Below are 21,164 nucleotides of genomic sequence, written 5' to 3' on the forward strand. Positions count from 1 at the left end.
CCTCCGACTTTGTCTTGTTGTCGATACGACCAGCTTACGCCGCGGTCCCGCCGGGCTCGGTGCGTTAGCGTACGCTGTGCACGGCTTCCCCGGAGGTAACGAAGATGCGGTCGCCCTCGTCCGGACGCATGGCGTGTCCGCCAGTAAAAGATCCGAACGACGGCAGGATCATCCGACGCATCCCCACGATGAAACACGGCAGGCGCAGCGCGTCGAAACGTGTCGCCAAGACATAAACTGGGTGGACGTGGCCGGCCAGCACATAGCCGGGCGCGTCCACGTCCGGGTGGTGGCAGAAGGAAAACGACCCGACCGTGTACGGCTCGTCGACGAGGTCGATGCCGAGCACGGCGGCCGGATCGCCCGCATGCCGGTCATGGTTGCCGCGCACGAGCGTCAGGATAAGGTCGCAGCGCCGCCGGCGCCACGCGAGCATCGCGGCCTGCGTGCCGGCCGCGTGCGCCGCGCGTGCGTGCAGGAAGTCGCCCAGGAACAGCACGTGGTGCGCGCCGGTCGCATCGACCAGCGCGTCCAGGGCATCGAGGTTTTCGCTCGTCGTCCCGCGCGGCACGGGAATGCCGAACGAGCGGAACGCGGCCGCCTTGCCGAAGTGGATGTCGGCGATCGCCAGCAGCGATTCGCGCGCCCAGTACACGGCCCTTTGCGGCAGCAGTTCCAGCCGCTCGCCGCCGACCTCGATCGCCACGCTGCCGGCGACGGTCATGCCTCGGCCGCCTTTTCCAGCTCGCGCACCATGCGCGCGACGCGGTCCGCCAGCTTTTCCGTGCTGACCTTTTCGCGGAAGCGCTCCACCATCAGCGGAAAGCCGAACGGCGTGGCGCGCTTGACCTCGCGGAAGGCGACGCGGCGCGCGTGCAGTTCGACGAGCGTGTCGCGCAGGCGCGTGAGTTCCAGTTCCTGCTCCAGCACTTCGCGCTCGGCCTGCGTGAGCAGCAGGTTGGCGCTGTCGTGCTTGCGGAAGACTTCGAAGAACAGCGAGGACGACGCCTGCACCTGGCGCAGCGATTTCGGCTGGCCCGGATACCCCTGGAACACCAGCCCAGCGATGCGCGCCACTTCGCGGAAGCGCTGCTGCGACAGCTGCGTCGCGTTCAGGCTGTCCAGCACATCTTCCAGCAGGTGCGACGTGTCGAACAGGCCCACGTCGGCGCCCCGCATTTCCTCATCCTTGGCGGCGAACACGGTCGCCCAGTCGACCGCCTCGGGCGCCAGCAACTCGAACCCGTAGTCGTTGATGGCAATGGAAAACGTGCTGGGCATGACGCGCCCCACGCGGAACGCGAACAGCGACGCGAGCCCCGTGTGCACGGCGCGGCCGGCGAACGGATAGACGAACAGGTGATAGCCCTCGCGGCTCTTCATGCTTTCCACGACCAGCACGTCGCTGCCGGGCAGCGCCGACCAGCGCGCCTGGATCTCCAGCAGCGGTTGCAATGCCCGCATCTCCGGCCCGTCGAACACGCCCGCGCCGGCCAGTTTCAGTTCTTCCAGCGCCGCGTGCGCGAGTTCGGACGACAGCGGCATCTTGGTGCCCTGCCAGCGGCTGACGGCGCCGCGCGTCGAGTCCGAGCGCTTCACGAACGCCGTCATCTCGTGCACGCGCACGAGCTCCAGGATGCGGCCCGAGAACAGGAAGCGGTCTCCCGGCTTCATGCGGCCGATGAACGATTCCTCCACGCTGCCGATGCGGCCCCCGCTCATATACTTCACCTGCATCTGCGCGTCGGAGACGATGGTGCCGATGCCCATGCGGTGGCGCCGGCCGATCTTCGCGTCGGGCACGCGGTAGACGCCCTCCTCGTCCGGCAGCACGCGCTGGTATTCCGGATAGATCGTCAGGCTCTGGCCGCCGCGCGCGACGAAATCGAGCGCCCACTGCCACTCCTCCGGCGTCAGGTGCCGGTACGACCACGCGCTTCGGACTTCCTCGTACAGGTCGTCGGCGCGGAACCCGCCGCCCAGCGCGACGGTGACGAGGTGCTGCACGAGCACGTCGAACGGCTTGTTCGGCACCTGCCGCGCCTCGATGCGGCGCGTGGCGACCGCGCGTTTCGCCCCCGCCGCCTCCAGCAATTCCAGGCTGTTGGTGGGCACGAGCGTCACGCGCGAGATGCGCCCCGGCGCATGGCCGCTGCGGCCCGCCCGCTGCAACAGGCGCGCGATGCCCTTGGCGCTGCCGATCTGCAGCACGCGCTCGACGGGCAGGAAATCCACCCCGAGGTCGAGGCTCGCCGTGCACACGACGGCTTTTAAATCGCCGCGCTTGAGTCCCGTCTCGACCCATTCGCGCACCTCGCGGTCGAGCGAACCGTGATGCAGCGCGACGAGGCCGGCCCAGTCGGGACGCGCCTCGATCAGGTTCTGGTACCACAGCTCCGACTGCGAGCGCGTGTTCGTGAAGACCAGCGTCGCCGCATGGTTCTCGATCTCCGCGACGACCGCCGGCAGCATCTGCAATCCCAGGTGGCCCGCCCACGGAAAGCGCGCCACGCTGTCCGGCACGAGGCAGTCGACGACGATCTGCTTTTTCAGGTCGCCTTCGACGAGCACGCCGCCGTCCGGATCGCCCAGCAGCACGCCGCGCGCTTCCGCCAGGTTGCCCATCGTGGCCGACAGGCCCCACACGACGAGTCCGGGATTCCAGCGCCTGAGCCGCGCCAGCGCCAGCTGCACCTGCACGCCGCGCTTGCTGCCCATCAGCTCATGCCACTCGTCGATGACGATCATGTCGAGGTGCTTGAACTGGTCGCGCGCGGCCGCGTGCGACAGCAGCAGCGACAGGCTTTCCGGCGTCGTGATCAGCACGCCGGGCAGCGCTTTCGACTGGCGCGCACGCTCGGCCGCGCCGGTGTCGCCCGTGCGCGCGCCAATGCTCCACGTGCCAATGACGTCCGGACTCGCGGCCCCCAGTTCGGCCGCCGACACTTCCAGCGAGCGCTGCGTGTCCGCGGCGAGCGCGCGCATCGGCGTGATCCACAACACGCGCAGGCCCGTGCGTTGGGTCGTGCCGGCGCGGCGGGTGCCGCTTTTCCCCAGCCTTGCGCCGCGCAGCAGCGCCGCGAACCACACGGCGTAGGTCTTGCCGGCGCCGGTGTTCGCGTGCAGCAGGCCGGATTCGCCGGCCAGCGCGGCCTTCCACACGGCGCGCTGGAACGGAAAGACTTTCCAGCCGCGCGCGGCGAACCACGCGTCGACGGCGGCTTCCGCCTGGGTCTTGCTCATGGCGTGACGGCTCCCAGCAAACCCTTCAGCGTATCGAGCGTATCCGCCTGCTCGACCGTCTTGTCGTCGCGCCGGCGCAGGATGCGCGGGAAGCGCACGGCGATGCCGGCCTTGTGGCGCGTGGACAGCGCGATGCCCTCGAAGCCGATCTCGAACACCAGCGTCGGCCGCACCGAGCGCACGGGGCCGAACTTTTCCACCGTCGTCTTGCGGATGATGTTGTCGACCTGCGCGATCTCCGCGTCCGTCAGGCCGGAATACGCTTTCGCGAACGGCACCAGCTTGCGCGCATCGCCCTCGCCGTCCCACACGGCGAACGTGTAATCCGTGTACAGCGACGCGCGCCGGCCGCTGCCGGCCTGCGCATAGATCAGCACAGCGTCGACGGCATACGGGTCGATCTTCCACTTCCACCATGTGCCAACGTCCTTCGTGCGGCCCACGCCGTACTGCGCATCCTTCGCCTTGAGCATCATGCCCTCGACGCCGCGCGCCCGCGATTCCGCGCGCAGCGTGCCCAGGTCGTCCCAACTGTCGGCCGTCACCAGCGGAGAAATGCGCAGCTGCGCCTGCGCGGCGCCGGTGACGAGCGTCTCCAGCAGCGCGCGCCGTTCGTGCTGGGGCAGCGCGCGCGTGTCGACGCCGTCCAGTTCCAGCACGTCGTACGCCAGCAGCACGGCCGGCAGCTCGGCCAGCAGCTTGCTTGATAAGGTCTTGCGGCCGATGCGTTTCTGCAGGTCGGCGAACGGCGCCGGTGCATTGCCGCTCGTCCAGATCAGCACCTCGCCGTCGACGACCGTCCCTTCCGGCAGGATGAGGCCCGCCAGTTCCGGAAAGCGGTCCGTGATGAGGTCCTCGCCGCGCGACCACAGGTAGTTCTGGCCGCCGCGCCGCACGAGCTGGGCGCGGATGCCGTCGTACTTCCATTCGACCTGCCAGTCGCCCATGTCGCCCAGGGCCGCGGGGTCGCCCTGCAGCTGGTGCGCGAGGAAGAACGGGTAAGGCTGGCCGCCGCGCAGCTTGTGCTCGTTGTCCGTCGGCGCCGCGATCAGTTGGAGGAAGCCGGCCGCCGTCGGCTTCACGCGGCCGTCCGTCCAGCCCATCAGGCGCTGCGCGATCAGTTTCGAATCGACCGCGGCGATGGACGCCAGCGCGCGCGTGACGAGCAGTTTCGATACGCCCACGCGAAAGCCGCCGCCGATCAACTTCACGAACAGGAAGCGTTCGCGCCACGTCAACTCGTCCCAGTACGAGAACAGCGCCGCGCGGATCGTGCCCGGGTCGGCGCCGCGCAACGGGCCGATGCGCTCTTCCATCCAGGTCGCCAGACCCACGTCGCTGTGCTGCGTCGGCGGCGGCAGGATGTGGGCGATCGTCTCGGCCATGTCGCCGACGGCCGCATACGACTCGTCGAACAGCCAGTCGTCCAAGCCCGCGTACTCGATCGCGTACTGGCGCAGGAGTTTGCTCGGCACGGCCTGGCGCGGCTTGCCGCCGGCGAGGAAGTACACGGCCCAGGCGGCGTTTTCCGGCGCGGCGCTGGCGAAGTAGTTCTGCAGCGCCTCCAGCTTGCGGTTGGTGGCCGTGGTTTCGTCGAGGTCGGCGTACAGGCGGGCGAATTCACGCATCCTTCGTCTCCTCGACCGGTTCGCCGGGCGTCGCCGAGACGGCTTCGTCGTCTTCCTCGCCGTACTCGGTGTCGAACGCTTTCGCATCGAGGCCGATCTGGCACAGCCAGCGCACCATCACGGGAATCGACCCGTGCGTGACGATGACCTGCTGCGCGCCGGTGGCATGGATCGCGCCCAGCAGGCCGGGCCAGTCGGCGTGGTCGGACAGCACGAAGCCGCGGTCGACCCCGCGCCGCCGGCGCGCGCCGCGCAGCAGCATCCAGCCGCTGGCGAAGGCGTCGCTGTAATCGCCGAAGCGGCGCGTCCACGGCGAGCCGGACGCCGACGGCGGCGCCAGCACGAGCGCCTGTTTCAGGTCCGCCTTGTCGGTCTCGCTGACGAGCTGCGTGGGCGGCAGCGCCACGCCGCCCTCGCGGTAGATGCGGTTCAACGGCTCGACGGCGCCGTGGCAGACGATAGTGCCGATGGATGGATCGAGGCCGCAGAGCAGGCGCTGCGCCTTGCCGAACGCGTAGGCGTACAGGATGCTCGTGCGGCCCTCGCCCGCATTGCGGCGCCACCAGCGGTTGATCTCGTCGAACACGTCCTGCTGCGGGTCCCAGCGGTAGATCGGCAGGCCGAACGTCGATTCCGTGATGAAGGTGTGGCAGCGCACGGCTTCGAACGGCGCGCAGGTGGCGTCCGGCTCGACCTTGTAGTCGCCCGACGCGACCCAGATCTCGCCTTCGTACTCCATGCGGACCTGGGCGGACCCAAGGACATGGCCGGCCGGGTGCAGCGAGATCGTCACGCCGTTGTGGACGACCGTCTCGCCGTAGCCGACGCCCTCGATGTTGATGCCCTGGCCGAGCCGCGACTTCAGGATGCCGACGCTTTGCGTCGACGCCAGATAGTGCTTGTGGCCCCAGCGCGCGTGGTCGCCGTGCGCATGGGTGATGACGGCCCGGTCCACCGGCCGCCACGGGTCGATGTAGAACTGGCCCGGCACACAGTACAGGCCTTCCTTGCGTACGACGACCATGTCTCCCATGCGCTTGGCGTCCTCCCCGTCAGGCCGGGCTGACGAAATCGGCGACGAAGGCGCGCTGCTCGCCGTCCGGGAATTCGATGTTGACCTGGTCCCCGGCGACGGACAGCACGATGCCGTCGCCGTACTTCGGCACCGTCACGCGCGCGCCCGTGTCGAACGCGGGCGCGGGCGGCGCGTCGCTGTCCGGCTCGCGGTCGAATTCGTCGTCGCGGATGTCGACGTCGTCGAGCAGCACGGCGGCCGGCGGGTTCAGGCAGTTGTCGCAGCGGCAGCACTTCTCGAAGCCTTCGACCTCGTCGCCGAAGTAGTCGAGCAGCAGCTTCCAGCGGCAGAAACCGCTGACGGCATACGACACCATCTGCTCCAGCGCTTCCTTGTCGCGCTCCTGCTTCTGGCGGTAGATCTCGGCCAGCGCCGCGAACAGCTTGTCGGCCGGTTCCGCGCTGCCGAGGGCATACGCGAGCTTGCGGTTCTGGCGCAGCAGCTTCGCATCCTTCAGCAGCTTCAGGCAGACTTTCAGGTGCGGCCCCGCGAGGTCGCCCGCCGCGTCGCCGACCCGGTCCGGCGTGGCCGCCCCGTTCTCCGCCAGCGCGTGTACGGCCTCGTACACGGTGCGGATTTCATGCGCCGTCGGATAGTGCTTCACGAGGAAGAACTGCTGCACGCGTTTGTCGTCCTGCAGGAACAGCAGGGTGCAGCTGGCGTCCTGGCCGTCGCGCCCCGCGCGGCCGGATTCCTGGTAATAGGCTTCCAGGTTGGCCGGAATCTGCAGGTGGATGACGAAGCGTGTGTCCGGCTTGTCGATGCCCATGCCGAACGCGTTCGTCGCCACCATCACGCGCCGCTCGTCGTTCATGAACAGGTCCTGGTTCGCGCGCCGCTCGCTGGCTGCCAGCTTGCCGTGGTAGAGCGTGACGGATTCGCCGGCGTCCAGCAGCACCTGGTGCATCTCCTCGGCCGCCTTGACGGTGGCCGCGTAGACGATGCCCGTCCCCTGGGTTGCGCGCACGAGGCGCAGCGCTTCCTCCAGCTTGTCGGCGGGGTTCGTCACCTGCACGACGCCGTAGTGCAGGTTCGGCCGGTAGATGCCCGTGTTGATGACCTTCATGCGCGGGCGGTTCAGTTGCCGGCCGATGTCGTCGATGACGTCCTCCGTCGCCGTCGCCGTCAGCGCCAGCACGGGCGGGCTTCCCAGCGCGTCGATCGCGCCGGCCATCTCGAGGTAGGCCGGACGGAAGTCGTGGCCCCATTGCGAGATGCAGTGGGCTTCGTCGACGACGACGAGGGCGATGCGCACCGGCTTGAGCACGTCGACGAAGTCCGGCATGGCGAGGCGCTCGGGCGTGCAGAACACGATCTCGCAGCGTTCCTCCGCGATCGCGGCCAGCGCGGTCCGCTCCTCCTCGGCCGACAGGCTGCTGTTGACCTGCGTGGCGCGGATGCCGAGTTCGCCGAGCTTTTCCAGCTGGTCCTTCATCAGCGAGATCAGCGGCGAGACGACGACCGTCATGCCACCCTTGATGCGGGCGGGGATCTGGTAGCACAGCGATTTACCGCTGCCGGTAGGCATGATCGCCAGCGTGTCCTTGCCGTCGAGGACGCTGTCGATGACGCGCTGCTGGCCGTCGCGCAGGTGTTCGATGCCGAACACGGTATGCAGCAGGCGCCGGATGGTGTTGCGGCGGACCGCGAGCACGCCGTTGTGGAGGAGTTTGGGGTCGTGTGTCGTCATGATGAATCCACTCTAAGCCTGAGCACGGCGACACGCCATAGGACGCAACCTACACCCACCGTAGGAGCGCTACGACGAGCTACCACAACCGCTCATACAGTCTCACGAGGCTTATTCCTACATCACGACGGATTGCCAGCCGATAGTTTCCATGAAGCATACGCCCTAACATGATATCAACACGACAGCATTCCGCACTTTCGGAGGTTCATCATGACCCGCATGTTCCCGACCGCCTGGACCGCAGCCTTCATCGCCCTCACGAGCACGGCGACGTGGCTGCTGTGCGCGACCGATGCGCTGGGCGGCGTGCCGCCGCTGTTCTTTCATTGACGATGCAGCACCGTACCGCCGTACCGGCCGTGTGCCGGCGTACCCGCGTTTCGCCCTCCGCCTGAACCGCGTGCGGCCCGCAGGGGCTGCGCGCGCGTCCGCTGCACCGTCCACCGCATGACCCGCCGCAGCGCATCCGCCGCGGCTGATATAGTTGTTACAAATTAGCAGTTGAACAACACGAAGGAGGCCGCCATACCTGTGGCAGGAGGACTCATCCATGAAGTACGCTCTGTTATACGACGATGACGCGGCCGCACGCCGCCACAGCGCCACCCTGCTCAAGTCGCTCGGCTATGCGGTTGCCGAGGCGGCGACGGCCCAGGCCGCGCTGAACGCCACACGGGCGCTGCACTTCGATGTGATCCTCACGGCCAGCGCGCACGCCGATGGCGAGCGGCGCGCGCTGCCGGGCGAGCTGTCCCGCCTGGCGCCCGACACGCCCACGATCCTCCTGCTGGACGACGACGAACCGTTTCCTCCGCTGTACGCCGCGTTCAGCGCCACGGTCACCAAACCGGTCACGGTGCGCGCCCTGCGCCACGCGCTGGAATTCGGGCTGGACGGCCTGGGCGCCCGGCCCGTGCCGCCCGCCGTCCGGTACGAGCGGCGCGCCGGTTAGCGGCGCGGCAGGCAGGTACCCCGCCCGCGGTTCCACGATCGGATCCGTCCCGTGTGCACGCCGGGCTATCTCGGAGGCGTGCACCACTTCAGCGCCAATGACTACAACCTCCTGATCCAGATGGTGCTCAACAACCAGCGCGTCGCGCTGGGGTTCGATCACCTGGTCACGCCGCTCGTCGACAAGTGGCAATTGATCCGGCCGACCAGGAACTGGTGCTGGAAGAGACGCGCCACTACTTCGCCTCATTGAGCCGGTTCCGCGGCTGGTTTTTCGGCCAGAGCGATGCGGCCTGAAGCAGTCCGAAGCCGGCCCAGTTCAGGTTGACCTGTGCGGCCAACAGATACATGCTGAATTCTGTCCTAATTTAGCACCACACCCAACAGGGAGGCACCATGGAAGTCGCGCAGCGTTTCCGCCCTGTCTCTTATCTCAAGGCCAACACGGCCGACGTCGCCAGGGAATTGCAGGAAGAGTCGGGCGCCGTCGTCATCACCCAGAACGGCGTCCCGGCGTTTGTGTGCGTGAGCTTCGAAGAGTACTACCGCTCGCAAGAAACGAATGCCTTGCTGAAACTGGTAAACCTGGGCGAGAAGGACAAGGCGGCCGGCAAAGTCACCCCGCTCGAGCAAGCCAAGCGCGACATGGAAGCAGGGTAATGCATGCCCTACGCCGTCGACATCCTGGACTCGGCCAGGGAATACATCATCGAGGACACCTTGTATGTGATGGAAAAGTGGGGCCGGGACAAGGCATGGGAAAGCTACGCCGCCATCACCGAAAAACTGGACCTGCTGGCGCCGCAACCTCATATGGGGGCCGTCGTGCCGGAACTGGCAGCGCTCGAGAAGACGAACTACCGCATCGATTCTCGCGAACGCCACACGAGGTTCTTGTATGACGTGGATGAAGGCAAACGGAAGATAACGGTGCATATGGTCTTCAGCAGCACGCAGGATTTCCAGGCCCTCCTCTACCGAAGAATCATTCGCTACATATGACGATACCGGGCGGCGCGCCGCCGCCCGGACCGGGAACAACTTACGCCGCTTCCACCGCCACCGGCATCCGGATCAGGTAATCGAAGGCCGACAACGCCGCCTTCGCGCCGTCGCCCGCCGCGATCACGATCTGCTTGAACGGCGTCGTCGTCGCATCGCCTGCGGCGAACACGCCCGGGATGTTCGTGCGGCCATGCGCATCCACGACGATCTCGCCGAAGCGCGACAGTTCCACCGTGCCCTTGAGGAACTCGGTGTTCGGCACGAGACCGATCTGGACGAACACGCCGGCCAGCGGCACGAGGTGCTCCTCGCCGGAGAGGCGGTCCTTGAACTTGATGCCGTTCACTTTGCTGCCGTCGCCGGTGATTTCCGTCGTCTGCGCGTTCACGTGGATCGTCACGTTCTTCAGGCTCTCGACCTTGTTGACGAGCACCGCATCCGCCTTCAGCTGCGGCGCGAATTCGACCAGGGTCACGTGCTCGACGATGCCCGCGAGGTCGATCGCCGCTTCCACGCCCGAGTTGCCGCCACCGATGACCGCGACGCGCTTGCCCTTGTACAGCGGGCCGTCGCAGTGCGGGCAATAGTTCACGCCGGCGTTCTTGTATTCCTGCTCGCCCGGCACGTTCACGTTCCTCCAGCGCGCGCCCGTCGACAGGATCACGGTGCTCGATTTCAGCGAGCCGCCGTTCGCGAACCGCACTTCGACCAGCTCGCCCGGCGCGGCCGGCGGGATGATCTTCGCGGCCGCCTGCTGCGTCATGATGTCGACGCCGTAGTGGCGCACCTGGGCTTCCAGCGCGGCCGCGAATTTCGGGCCGTCCGTTTCCAGCACGGAGATGTAATTCTCGATCGACATCGTGTCATTCACCTGGCCGCCCATGCGCTCCGTCGCGATGCCGGTGCGGATGCCCTTGCGCGCCGCATACACGGCCGCCGCGGCGCCCGACGGGCCGCCGCCGACGATCAGCACGTCGTACGGGTCCTTCGCGTTCAGCTTCGCGGCGTCGCGCGCGCCGGCGCCCTTGTCCAGCTTGGCGACGATCTCTTCGATCATCATGCGGCCGGACCCGAACATCTCGCCGTTCAGGAACACCATCGGCACGGCCATCACCTTGCGCGCCTCGACTTCGGCCTGGAACGCGCCGCCTTCGATCACGGTCGTCTTCACGCGCGGGTTCAGGATCGCCATCAGCGAGAGCGCCTGCACGACGTCCGGGCAGTTATGGCAGCTCAGCGACATGTACATCTCGAAGTCGTAGTCGCCGTCGAGCGCCTTGATGGCGTCTATCGTTTCGGCCTCGACTTTCGGCGGATGGCCGCCCGTCCACAGCAGCGCCAGCACGAGCGACGTGAATTCGTGGCCCAGCGGCAGGCCGGCGAAGCGCAGGCTCGTATTGGTGCCGGCGCGCTGCAGGGTGAACGACGGCTTGCGCGCGTCGTTGCCGTCGGTGCGCAGCGTGATCTTGTCGGCGCGCAGGCCCTGGATGGTCTGCAGCAGGTCGAGCGTCTGTTTCGACGTATCGCTGTCGTCGAGCGTAGCGACGATCTCGAACGGTTGCTGGACGCGTTGCAGGTAGCCGGCGAGTTGGTTTTTCAGGTCTTGTTCGAGCATGATCGTATCCTTTCGTTCAGTCGTGTTCAGGCCGATGCATCGCACATGCGGACGCATCCATCCAATCTAAATAGTGAATCTGGAAGGCAGATCGACTAGCGAGATCGCCTGTCTTGCTGTGGCGGGCCCATTCCGGTTGGGCGCGTGAAGAGGGGGCGACACGAACCGCCCCTCGCGGTCCGTGCCTGGTACGACGGTGCTGCAGTATCGTAGGGTGGGCACCCTGTGCCCACCGCACGTTACTTAGATCTTGCCGACCAGGTCCAGCGACGGCTTCAGCGTTTCGGCGCCTTCGGTCCATTTGGCCGGGCACACTTCGCCCGGGTGCGATGCGACGTACTGGGCTGCCTTCACCTTGCGCATCAGTTCGGAGGCGTCGCGGCCGATGCCGTTGTCGTGCACTTCCATGACCTTGATCTGGCCTTCCGGATTGATCACGAAGGTGCCGCGCAGGGCCAGGCCTTCTTCTTCGATCATGACTTCGAAGTTGCGCGACAGCAGGCCGGTCGGGTCGCCGATCAGCGGGTAGTTGACCTTCTTGATCGCTTCCGAGGTGTCATGCCATGCCTTGTGGGCGAAGTGGGTGTCGGTCGACACGCCGTAGACTTTCACGCCCATCTTGGCGAACTCCGGCTGGAAAGCAGCCAGGTCTTCCAGTTCGGTCGGGCAGACGAAAGTGAAGTCCGCCGGGTAGAACATCAGGACCGACCAGGTGCCCTTGAAGTCGGCTTCGGTCAGGTCGATGAACTTGCCTGCGTGGTAAGCGGTTGCCTTGAACGGCTTGATTTCGGTATTGATGATGGACATGCAGTACTCCTCTTTCGGGGTTAAAAAAATGCTCAGGTGCGTACTATACCTTGCACACCGGATCATGTGAAATTGATTGAACAGATTCTATCAATTGATTTTAGCTATCGCATGGCAGGCACTCCTGTGCCCATGCGTGACGGTTCCGATGTGTTGGCGTTACGCGTGGGCACGGGGCGCCCACCCTACGGTCGTATCAGGCCGGCGCCGCGGCCGTGTCAGGCCGACGCGGCCGCCACCATCCGGGCGACTTCCGTGCACGGCAGGATGAGGCTGAAGCAGGCGCCCTGCCCCGGCACGCTCTCGACCGTCAGGTGGCCGCCATGCGACGCGGCGAGCTGGCGCGAGATGTACAGGCCGAGGCCGAGGCCCTTGGGCTCGCCGCTCTTGGCGCCCCGCTCGTAGGGTTCGAAGATGCGGTCGATGAAGTCGGGCGCGATGCCCTTGCCGTGGTCGCGCACGGCGATGCGCACGTTGCAGCCTTCGTCGTGGACGCTGACCTCGACCGCGCCGCCGCCGCCGTAGCGCAGCGCATTGGTCAAGAGATTCACGACCACCTGCTCGATGCGGAACTCGTCCCAGTAGCCTTCGACGGGATGATGCGGCGCGAGCACGACGTTGGCGCCGGCCGCCGCGGCCTGCAGCGACAGGTCGTTGACGACGCGCTCCAGCAAAGCGAGCAGCTCGACCTTGCCGGGGCGGATGGACAGCGTGCCGCTCTTCATGCGCGAGACGTCCAGCATGTCGTCGATGAGGCGGATCATGGCCTTGATCTGGCGCTCGTCGCGCTTGATCATATTGCCCATCTGCTCGGGATTGAACGCCGGCAGATTGCCCCGCTTGAGCTGCAGGCTGCGCATCTGCGTTTCCAGGAACAGCGTGTTGAGCGGCGTGCGCAGCTCGTGCGCGACGAGGGACATGAATTCGTCGCGCATGCGCAGCGAGCGCTGCAGTTCGGCCTGCGTCGCGTTCAGTTCGCGCAGCAGCACTTCCTGGTCGCGCCGCGCCGCTTCCAGCGCCTCCATCTGGCGCTGCATCTCGCGCCGCTGCTGGTCGAGCGTGACGAAGACCTTGACCTTGCTGCGCACGGCGTCCGGGTCCAGCGGCTTGTACAGGAAATCGACGGCGCCCGTCTCGTAGCCCTTGAATGCATAGTTCAGCTCGCGGCCGGCGGCGGACACGAACACGATCGGGATGTTGCGCGTGCGCGAGGTCGAGCGCATCAGTTCCGCGAGTTCGAAGCCGTCCATGCCCGGCATCTGCACGTCCAGGATGGCCAGCGCGAACTCGTGTTCGAGCATCAGCGACAAGGCTTCCTCGCCGGACTGGGCCTGGAACACCTGGCGCTGCTCGTCGCGGATCAGGGCGTCGAGGGCGCGCAGGTTTTCCGGCAGGTCGTCGACGATCAGCAGTTTGCTAGGGTCATGTGCGCTCATGGTTCATTCATCTCCAACATGGGCAACAGCGCGTGGATGCGCGCCAGCGGCAGGATCAGGTTCGGCTCGCAGCGGTGGATGGCGCTCGCGGGCATCGTGGGAACGAGCGCGTCCACCGGGTCCTGCACGACGGTAAAGCCGCCGCGGGCGCGGATGCGCGCCATGCCGTCGGCGCCGTCGTGGTTCGCGCCAGTGAGCAGGATGCCGGCCAGGGCGGGCCCGTAGACGTCCGCGCTGGATTCCATCAGCACGTCGATGGCCGGCCGCGCGAAGTGCACGGGCGGCTCGCAGCTGAGCGAGAACGTGCGGTCGCGCTCGACGGACAGGTGGTAGCCGGCGCCGGCGAAATACACGGTGCCGGGCGCGATCTCTTCCTTGTCGGCCGCTTCCTTCACGGGCATGGGCAGGCGCTCGTCGAACAACTCGGCCAGCCGGCTGTCGCGGTTGCCCGGCACGTGCAGGATGCAGAACACGGACAGCGCAAAGCCGGCCGGAAGCGCGGGCAACAGGGCCACGAGGGCATCGACGCCGCCGGCCGAGCCGCCGATGACGACGGCCTCGAAACGCCGGCCGCGCAGGCTGGCGCGCAGCGCGTCGTCGGCGGGCGTCATGGCGCCACCTTGCGGAAGAGGCGCTCGCGCCTGGCGAGCGGCTCGAAACGCTGGGCATAGGTGGAAAAGTCGATGCTTTCCTTGCTGCCGAGGCCGAGGAAGCCGCGGTGGCACAGCGAGTCGTGGAACAGGCCCAGCACCCGGTTCTGCAGGTGCCGGTTAAAGTAGATCATCACGTTGCGGCAGCTGATGAAATGCGTTTCGGCGAACACGCTGTCGGTCGCGAGGCTGTGGTCCGCGAACGTGACGTTGTCGACCAGCGCGCGGTCGAACAGCGCGCCGCCATAGGCCGCCGTGTAATAGTCGGAAAACGCGCGCATGCCGCCCGCCTTCTGGTAATTCTCGGTGTACACGCGCATCTTATCCAGCGGCATCACGCCGCGCCGCGCCGCTTCCAGCGCATCCGGATTGATGTCGGTCGCGTACATTTGCGTGCGCTCCAGCAAGCCCTCCTCATGCAGCAGGATCGCGAGCGAATACACTTCTTCGCCCGTACTGCAGCCGGCCACCCACACGTTCAGCGACGGATACGTCTTGAGGAACGGCACGACCAGCCGGCGTATGGCCAGATAATAATCCGGGTCGCGGAACATTTCCGTTACAGGGATGGTCAAAAACTGCAGCAGCTGCGTGAACGCGGCCGGGTCGTGCATGACGCGCGCCTGCAGGGCCGAGATCGTATCGCACTCCATCGTGCGCAGGGCGGCGAGGATGCGGCGTTTTTGCGAGGCGCCCGTGTAATCGCGGAAATCGTAGTTGTACTTGAGGTAGACAGCTTCGATCAGCATCCGCAACTCGATGTCGACGTCGCTCGCCGGATTGTGCATCGGTTTCTTCAAATGCGCTCCAGCGTCGGCATCCACACGCGCAGCAGCGAGTACAGCCGGGTCAGGTCGATCGGCTTGGCCAGGTAATCGTTGGCGCCCGCGGCCAGGCATTGTTCCTGGTCGTCCTTCATCGCCTTCGCCGTGATGGCGATGATGGGCAGGCGCGCGAAGCGCTTGTCCTGGCGGATGCGGCGGGTCGCTTCCAGCCCGTCCATGCCGGGCATCATCACGTCCATCAGGACCAGATCGATCGCTTCGTTCTCATCGAGCCTGGCGATGGCTTCGAAACCATTGCGGCCCACTTCCACCCTGGCGCCACGTTGTTCCAGTGCACTGGTCAGCGCGAACACATTGCGCACGTCGTCGTCCACGACGAGGATCGTGCGGCCTTCGAACACGCGATCGCGCCCGCGCACCGTCTTGAGCATCGACTGGCGTTCCGACGACAGCTGCGATTCCACCTTGTGCAGGAACAGCGTGACCTCGTCCAGCAGGCGCTCCGGCGAGCGCGCGCCCTTGATGATGATCGAGCGCGAGTATTTCAGCAGTTCCGCTTCCTCGTCGCGCGTCAGGTTGCGTCCCGTGTAGACGATCACGGGCGGGAACGAACACAGCTCTTCCATGGACATCCGCTTGAGCAATTCGTTGCCCTGCAAATCGGGCAGCTTCAAGTCGATGATCATGCAATCGAAAATCTGCGTGCGCAGCAACTCCAGGGCTTCCGCGCCGGACCCGACGGCCGCGATCTCGACGTCGGCATCGGCGATCAGCTGCACGACGCTGTCGCGCTGGCGTTCGTCGTCCTCGACGAGCAGCACGCGCTTGATGGTCTGCGACGACTTGTCCTTGAGCTTGCGGAACACCTCTTCCAGCTGCTCGCGCGACGTCGGTTTCAACGCATAGCCGATCGCCCCCAGGTGCAGGGCCTCGCCGCCGTTGTCCTGGCTGGACACGACGTGGACGGGGATGTGGCGCGTGGCCGGGTTGTCCTTGAGCTGTTGCAGCACGGACAGGCCGGAGCGGTCCGGCAGGCGGATGTCGAGCAGGATCGCATCCGGACCGTCGTTCGCGGCAAGGTCCAGGCCTTCCTGCGCCGTCAGCGCGACGAGGCAGCGGAATTCCATGTCGTGCGCGAGGCCGTACAGGATGCGCGCGAACTCCGGCTCGTCCTCGATCACGAGCACCGTGCGCACGCCGGCGGCGGGCTCGCCGCGGTCGTCGGCGAAGGTGGGCGACGCGTCCTGCGGCTGCGCGGCGGCCGGCGCGGGAACGGGCTCGGGCGCAGCGACCTTCGGCTGGGCCGGCGCCGGCATGGGCGGCGTGGCCGCGACGGTGCCGTTGCGCGGCAGGCACAGCGTGAACGTGCTGCCCTCGCCCGGCGCGCTCGTCAACGTCAGCGTGCCGCCCAGTAAGGCCGTCAGGTCGCGCGAGATGGACAGCCCCAGGCCCGTGCCGCCGTACTTGCGCGCGGTGGAACCGTCGGCCTGGTGGAAGGCGTCGAAGATCTTGTCCTGCTGCTCGGCCGCGATGCCGATGCCGGAATCCTGCACGGCGAACTGGATCCAGCCGTCCGTGCCGGCGCTCACGTGCAGGGTGACCTTGCCGGCGTCCGTGAACTTGACGGCGTTCGACAACAGGTTCTTGAGGATCTGCTCCAGGCGCTGGCGGTCCGTGTGGATGCTCATCGGCACGTCCGGCTCGACGCTCAGGTCGAATGCCAGGCGCTTCTGGCGCGCCAGCGGTTCGAAGACGCGGGCCAGGCCCTCGATGACGCGGCGCAGCGGCAAGTCTTCCGGCACGAGCTCCAGCTTGCCGGCTTCGACCTTGGAGATATCGAGGATGTCGTTGATCAGGTTGAGCAGGTCGTTGCCGGCCGAATAAATCGTCTGGGCGAAACGCACCTGTTCCTCGTTCAAGTTGCCGTTGCCATTGTCCGCCAGCAGCTTGGCAAGGATCAGCGAACTGTTCAGCGGCGTGCGTAATTCGTGCGACATGTTCGCGAGGAATTCGGACTTGTAGCGGCTGGCCCGTTCCAACTCCAGCGCCCGGTCGCGCAATTGATCCTGGGCTTGCACCAGCGCCGTGTTCTTGTTGTCGAGGTTGGCGGCCTGCTCGGCCAGCTGTTCGTTCGTCTGCTCCAGCTCGGCCTGCTGGTTTTCCAGCGCCGACTGCGATTCTTCCAGCGCGCGCGACTGCTCTTCCAGTTCCTCGTTCGCCGTGCGCAGCTCTTCCTGCTGCACCTGCAATTCCTCGTTCAGCGCCTGCTGCTCTTCCAGCGCCGCCTGCAGGCGCTGGCGGTGCAGCACGTTGGCGACGGCCGCGCCGATCGATGCCCCGACCGTTTCCATGAACTGGATGTCGCGGTCGCGCACGCCGTGCAGGAAGCCGATCTCGATGACACCCTTGATCTTGCCGAAGTTCGACACCGGTGCGATCAGCAATTCGCGCGGCGCCGTCTCGCCCAGCGCCGAACCCACCTTGATGTAGTCCGGCGGCAGCTCGCGCAGCAGGACGGCGCGGTTCTCGTTGGCGGCCTGGGCGGCCAGCGATTCGTTCGGCTGCAGGATGCGGCCCTGCGCCGTGTCCGCATGGGCGAAACCGTAGGCGCCGATGCGGGTCAAGATGCCATCCTCGCCGCGCACGTACATCGCGGCCACGACGCCGTTCAGGTAGCGCGCCAGGTAGCCCAGCACGACCTCGGCCAGCGGTTCCAGCGCGATGATGCCGGTCGTCTTCGCGCTCAGTTCGGTCAGGCCGATGCGCTGCCAGGCCTGCTGGCGCAGCTGGTCGTTATGGTCCGCCTCGTGTTGCAGGACGTCGCGGTACGACGTGGACAGCGCCATCAGCTCGCGCCGGCCGAACAGCGCCAGCAGCCCGGCGACGACGAGGCTGAACGCGAGAAACGCGGCGACGGACCAGGCGATCACGGAGCGCGAGGACGCGTTGCGTTCCTGCAGCAGACGCTGTTCGAAGAGGATGAAATCGAGGAACTCCTGCCTGACCTGGTCCGTCAGCACCTTGCCGCGGCCGCTCTTGATCGTGTCGACGAAGTCGTTGTTCTTGCCGCGCCGCGCAATCATCTCCTCGGCAAAGGCCTGCCAATCCTTTTGCGCGGCGCGCACCCGTTCGATGCGCTCGGATTGCACCGGATTGTCGTCGACGAGACGCGTCAGATTCTTGAGCTCACCTTCCATGCGCGGCTTGGCCGTGAGATAAGGCGTCAGGAAATCCTCGTCGCCGGACAATAAATAGCCGCGCATGCTCGCTTCCATGTCGGCGGACAGGCGGCTGACCTCGTTGGCGCGGCCGATCACACGCTCGGAATGCTCGACCCAGCTCAGGACGTTGATGAGGTAGGCGATGAGACCGACGAACACCAGCGCGCTGAGCACGCCCATGCCGAGCGGCATGGCGACGTTGCGCGACAGGATGCGGCGGAATTGGTCACTATCGATGCTTGAACCGGCCATGCTGTCGTTATTGTTAAGAAAAAAATATCCCTAGTGTAACGCAAGCAAACAAACCGGCGCGTTCGTTTGAACCTATTTTTTCGCAAAGTCGGCGGCGTTACGAGGCGTTGCCGCGTATTTACTCGATAGATAGCCGACGTTAGGACTCAGTCGCCGACGTTCAGTGCGCGGCGCCGGGCACGAACGCGGCCAGATGCGGCGCCGTGCGGCTCGCGCGCGCCTTGGCGACCTCGGCCGGCGGCCCGGACGCCACGACCTTGCCGCCGGCCTCGCCCGCACCGGGGCCGATATCGATCACCCAGTCGCAGGCCGCGACGACGCGCATCGTGTGTTCGACCATGATGACGGTGTTGCCGGCGTCGACGAGGCGGTCGAGCTGGGCCAGCAGGCGGTCGGCGTCGAGCGGGTGCAGGCCCGTCGTCGGTTCGTCCAGCACATACAAGGTGCCGCCGCGCCCCGCCCGCTGCAATTCCGTCGCCAGCTTGATGCGCTGGGCTTCGCCGCCGGACAGCTCGGTCGCGCTCTGCCCCAGCCGCAGGTAGCCGAGTCCGACCTCGCGCAGCACCCGCAGCGGCCGCGCGACCGGCTCCTCGGCGGCGAAGAAGGCGTGGGCTTCGTCGACCGTCATGCCGAGCACCTCGGCGACGTTGCGGTCGTGGTAGCGCACGGCGAGCGTATCGGCGTTGTAGCGCGCGCCGCCGCAGGTGGGGCAAGGCGCGTACACACTGGGCAGGAACAGCAGCTCGACCATGACGAAGCCCTCGCCCGCGCAATGCTCGCAGCGGCCCTTGGCGACGTTGAACGAAAACCGCCCGGCGTCGTAGCGGCGTTTCCTTGCGGCCGGGGTCGCGGCGAACAGCTTGCGCACCTGGTCGAACAGGCCCGTGTACGTGGCGAGGTTCGAGCGCGGCGTGCGGCCGATGGGCTTCTGGTCCACGCGCACGAGGCGGCGGATGCCGTGCAGCGGGCCGGCGATGTGGCCGACGGTCGGGATGTCGGCCTCCCGTTCGAGGTCCATGCCCTCCTCGGTGTCGTCCTCCGCGCCGCCCTGCCCGAGCGCGACGCCGACGAGGTCGACGAGCACCTGGCTCACCAGCGTCGACTTGCCCGAGCCGGACACGCCGGTCACGCCCGTCATCACGCCCAGCGGGAAGGCGACGGCCAGGTCGTGCAGGTTGTTGCGCGTGACGCCCTCCAGCCGCAGCCAGCCCGTGGCCGCGCGCGGCATGCGCGCCGGCGGGAGGATCGCATCGGCCGCATCGGGAAACAGGTAGCGCCGCGTGTGCGAGCCGGCCACGTCGCGCAGGCCGGCGGGGAGGCCGCTGTAGAGGATCTGCCCGCCCTGCTCGCCCGCCTGCGGGCCGACGTCGACGATCCAGTCGGCGTGGCGGATCACGTCCAGCGCATGCTCGACGACGAACAGCGAATTGCCGGCCGCCTTCAGGCGCGCGAGCGCGTCGAGCAGCGCTTCGGTGTCGGCCGGATGCAGGCCGGCCGACGGCTCGTCCAGCACGTACACGACGCCGAACAGGTTCGAACGCACCTGCGTGGCCAGGCGCAGGCGCTGCAGCTCGCCCGGCGACAGCGTCGGCGTGCTGCGCTCCAGCGCCAGGTAGCCGAGGCCCAGCGCCAGCATCGTGTCGAGCCGCGCGCACAGGTCCGCGGCGATGCGCCGGGTGACGATCAGCTGCTCGGGATGCTTGCCGCCGCGCGCCCTGCCCCTGGGCTCCGTCCCGTCCACGTAAGGGCGCAGCAGCTGCGCCAGGCGTTCCAGCGGCACGCGCGACAGGGTCATGATGTCCATGCCGGCGAACGTCACGGACAGCGCTTCCTGGCGCAGCCGGCGGCCCTGGCACAGCGGGCATTCCGTGCTCACCATGTAGCGCGCCACGCGCTTCTTCATCGATGCGCTTTCCGTGTTCGCGAAGGTCTGCAGCACATAACGGCGCGCGCCGCTGAACGTGCCCTGGTAGCTCGGGGTGTCCTTGCGCTTCAGGGCGCGCCGCGTTTCCTCGGGCGTCAGGCCGGCGTACACGGGGACGGTCGGGGTCTCGTCGGTGAACAGGATCCAGTCGCGCACCTTCTTCGGCAGGTCGCGCCACGGCGTGTCGACGTCGTAGCCCATCGTGACGAGGATGTCGCGCAGGTTCTGGCCGTGCCACGCGGGCGGCCACGCGGCGACGGCGCGCTCGCGGATCGTCAGGCTGTCGTCCGGCACCATCGACGCTTCCGTCGCGTCGTACACGCGGCCGAGGCCCGAGCACTGCGGGCAGGCGCCTTCCGCCGTGTTGGGCGAAAACGATTCGGCATACAGCAGGTCCTGGCCGGGCGGATAGTCGCCGGCGCGCGAATACAGCATGCGCAGCGAATTCGACAAGGTGGAGACGCTGCCGACCGACGAACGCGTCGTGGGCGTGCCCCGCTGCTGCTGCAGCGCGACGGCGGGCGGCAGGCCGTCGATGTCGTCCACTTCCGGCACGGGCATCTGGTGAAAGAGCCGGCGCGCGTACGGCGACACCGATTCCAGGTAGCGCCGCTGCGCTTCCGCGTACAGCGTCCCGAACGCGAGCGACGACTTGCCCGAGCCGGAGACGCCCGTGAACACGACGAGCGCGTCGCGCGGGATGTCGAGGTCGACGTTTTTCAGGTTGTGCTCGCGCGCGCCGCGCACGCGCACGTAGCCTGTCTTCGGCGGCGATTTGCTGGATGGGTCGGGCATGCCTGCGGCTCCGGGTGCGTCACGATGGCTTATTTCAGCACGCACGCGCCCGGGCGTCCGTGCGCTCGGCCACCGTCGGGGATT

Annotated in this window: 15 protein-coding genes; 3 read left to right on the top strand and 12 right to left on the bottom strand. The window is 67.0% G+C overall.

The features are described 5' to 3' along the window. Window positions 1-64: 64 nt before the first annotated feature. The 5 genes from pdeM to U9J41_RS11215 are packed head-to-tail and all read right to left on the bottom strand — an operon-like array spanning window position 65 to window position 7,636. Complete coding sequence (pdeM, locus tag U9J41_RS11195) at window positions 65-724, bottom strand: ligase-associated DNA damage response endonuclease PdeM (protein ID WP_322402261.1); 660 nt, start codon at window positions 722-724, stop codon at window positions 65-67. Next, on the bottom strand, window positions 721-3,243 hold the full coding sequence (locus U9J41_RS11200; RefSeq protein WP_322402262.1) for a ligase-associated DNA damage response DEXH box helicase: 2,523 nt from the start codon (window positions 3,241-3,243) through the stop codon (window positions 721-723). The genes pdeM and U9J41_RS11200 overlap by 4 nt, the downstream gene beginning before the upstream one ends. Next, complete coding sequence (locus U9J41_RS11205; protein ID WP_322402263.1) at window positions 3,240-4,871, bottom strand: ATP-dependent DNA ligase; 1,632 nt, start codon at window positions 4,869-4,871, stop codon at window positions 3,240-3,242. The genes U9J41_RS11200 and U9J41_RS11205 overlap by 4 nt, the downstream gene beginning before the upstream one ends. Further along, entirely contained in the window at window positions 4,864-5,904 is a 1,041-nt protein-coding gene (locus U9J41_RS11210) for a ligase-associated DNA damage response exonuclease (protein WP_322402264.1), read from the bottom strand. The genes U9J41_RS11205 and U9J41_RS11210 overlap by 8 nt, the downstream gene beginning before the upstream one ends. Before the next feature lie 19 nt (window positions 5,905-5,923). After that, window positions 5,924-7,636 carry a RecQ family ATP-dependent DNA helicase gene (locus U9J41_RS11215; protein ID WP_322402265.1) on the bottom strand — a complete coding sequence of 571 codons (1,713 nt, stop codon included), beginning with the start codon at window positions 7,634-7,636 and terminating at the stop codon, window positions 5,924-5,926. 553 nt (window positions 7,637-8,189) lie between these two features. On the opposite strand from U9J41_RS11215, the gene U9J41_RS11220 reads away from it, so the two are divergent. The 3 genes from U9J41_RS11220 to U9J41_RS11230 all read left to right on the top strand — a co-directional run bounded on the left by U9J41_RS11220 (window position 8,190) and on the right by U9J41_RS11230 (window position 9,592). Beyond that, window positions 8,190-8,591 carry a hypothetical protein gene (locus tag U9J41_RS11220; RefSeq protein WP_322402266.1) on the top strand — a complete coding sequence of 134 codons (402 nt, stop codon included), beginning with the start codon at window positions 8,190-8,192 and terminating at the stop codon, window positions 8,589-8,591. Between the two features lie 395 nt (window positions 8,592-8,986). Further along, window positions 8,987-9,250, top strand: coding sequence for a type II toxin-antitoxin system Phd/YefM family antitoxin (locus tag U9J41_RS11225; RefSeq protein WP_322402267.1), 264 nt, complete (start codon window positions 8,987-8,989; stop codon window positions 9,248-9,250). 3 nt (window positions 9,251-9,253) lie between these two features. Further along, window positions 9,254-9,592, top strand: coding sequence for a hypothetical protein (locus tag U9J41_RS11230; RefSeq protein WP_322402268.1), 339 nt, complete (start codon window positions 9,254-9,256; stop codon window positions 9,590-9,592). Between the two features lie 40 nt (window positions 9,593-9,632). Here the strand turns inward: U9J41_RS11230 and ahpF are convergent, their stop codons facing one another. The 7 genes from ahpF to U9J41_RS11265 form a co-directional block, all read right to left on the bottom strand. After that, window positions 9,633-11,210 (bottom strand): alkyl hydroperoxide reductase subunit F, encoded by a 1,578-nt coding sequence (gene ahpF / locus U9J41_RS11235; protein WP_322402269.1) that lies wholly within the window; start codon window positions 11,208-11,210, stop codon window positions 9,633-9,635. A 243-nt stretch (window positions 11,211-11,453) separates the two neighbouring features. Further along, window positions 11,454-12,017: an alkyl hydroperoxide reductase subunit C gene (ahpC, locus tag U9J41_RS11240; protein WP_056440511.1), complete on the bottom strand. Its 564-nt coding sequence runs from the start codon at window positions 12,015-12,017 to the stop codon at window positions 11,454-11,456. A gap of 218 nt (window positions 12,018-12,235) precedes the next feature. After that, window positions 12,236-13,453: a hybrid sensor histidine kinase/response regulator gene (locus U9J41_RS11245; protein ID WP_322402270.1), complete on the bottom strand. Its 1,218-nt coding sequence runs from the start codon at window positions 13,451-13,453 to the stop codon at window positions 12,236-12,238. Further along, a complete protein-coding gene (locus U9J41_RS11250) occupies window positions 13,450-14,064 on the bottom strand; it encodes a chemotaxis protein CheB (RefSeq protein ID WP_322402271.1) in 615 nt (204 codons plus the stop codon). Before U9J41_RS11250 ends, U9J41_RS11245 begins: the two co-directional genes overlap by 4 nt. After that, window positions 14,061-14,891, bottom strand: a complete 831-nt coding sequence (locus tag U9J41_RS11255; protein ID WP_322402404.1) for a CheR family methyltransferase — start codon at window positions 14,889-14,891, stop codon at window positions 14,061-14,063. Before U9J41_RS11255 ends, U9J41_RS11250 begins: the two co-directional genes overlap by 4 nt. Window positions 14,892-14,899: 8 nt before the next feature. Then, window positions 14,900-18,361, bottom strand: a complete 3,462-nt coding sequence (locus tag U9J41_RS11260) for a response regulator (protein WP_322402272.1) — start codon at window positions 18,359-18,361, stop codon at window positions 14,900-14,902. A gap of 160 nt (window positions 18,362-18,521) precedes the next feature. Continuing rightward, a complete protein-coding gene (locus U9J41_RS11265; protein ID WP_322402273.1) occupies window positions 18,522-21,080 on the bottom strand; it encodes an excinuclease ABC subunit UvrA in 2,559 nt (852 codons plus the stop codon). Between the last annotated feature and the right edge of the window lie 84 nt (window positions 21,081-21,164).

Source organism: Massilia luteola (genome assembly GCF_034420155.1).
GTDB classification, from domain to species: Bacteria; Pseudomonadota; Gammaproteobacteria; order Burkholderiales; family Burkholderiaceae_D; genus Telluria; species Telluria luteola.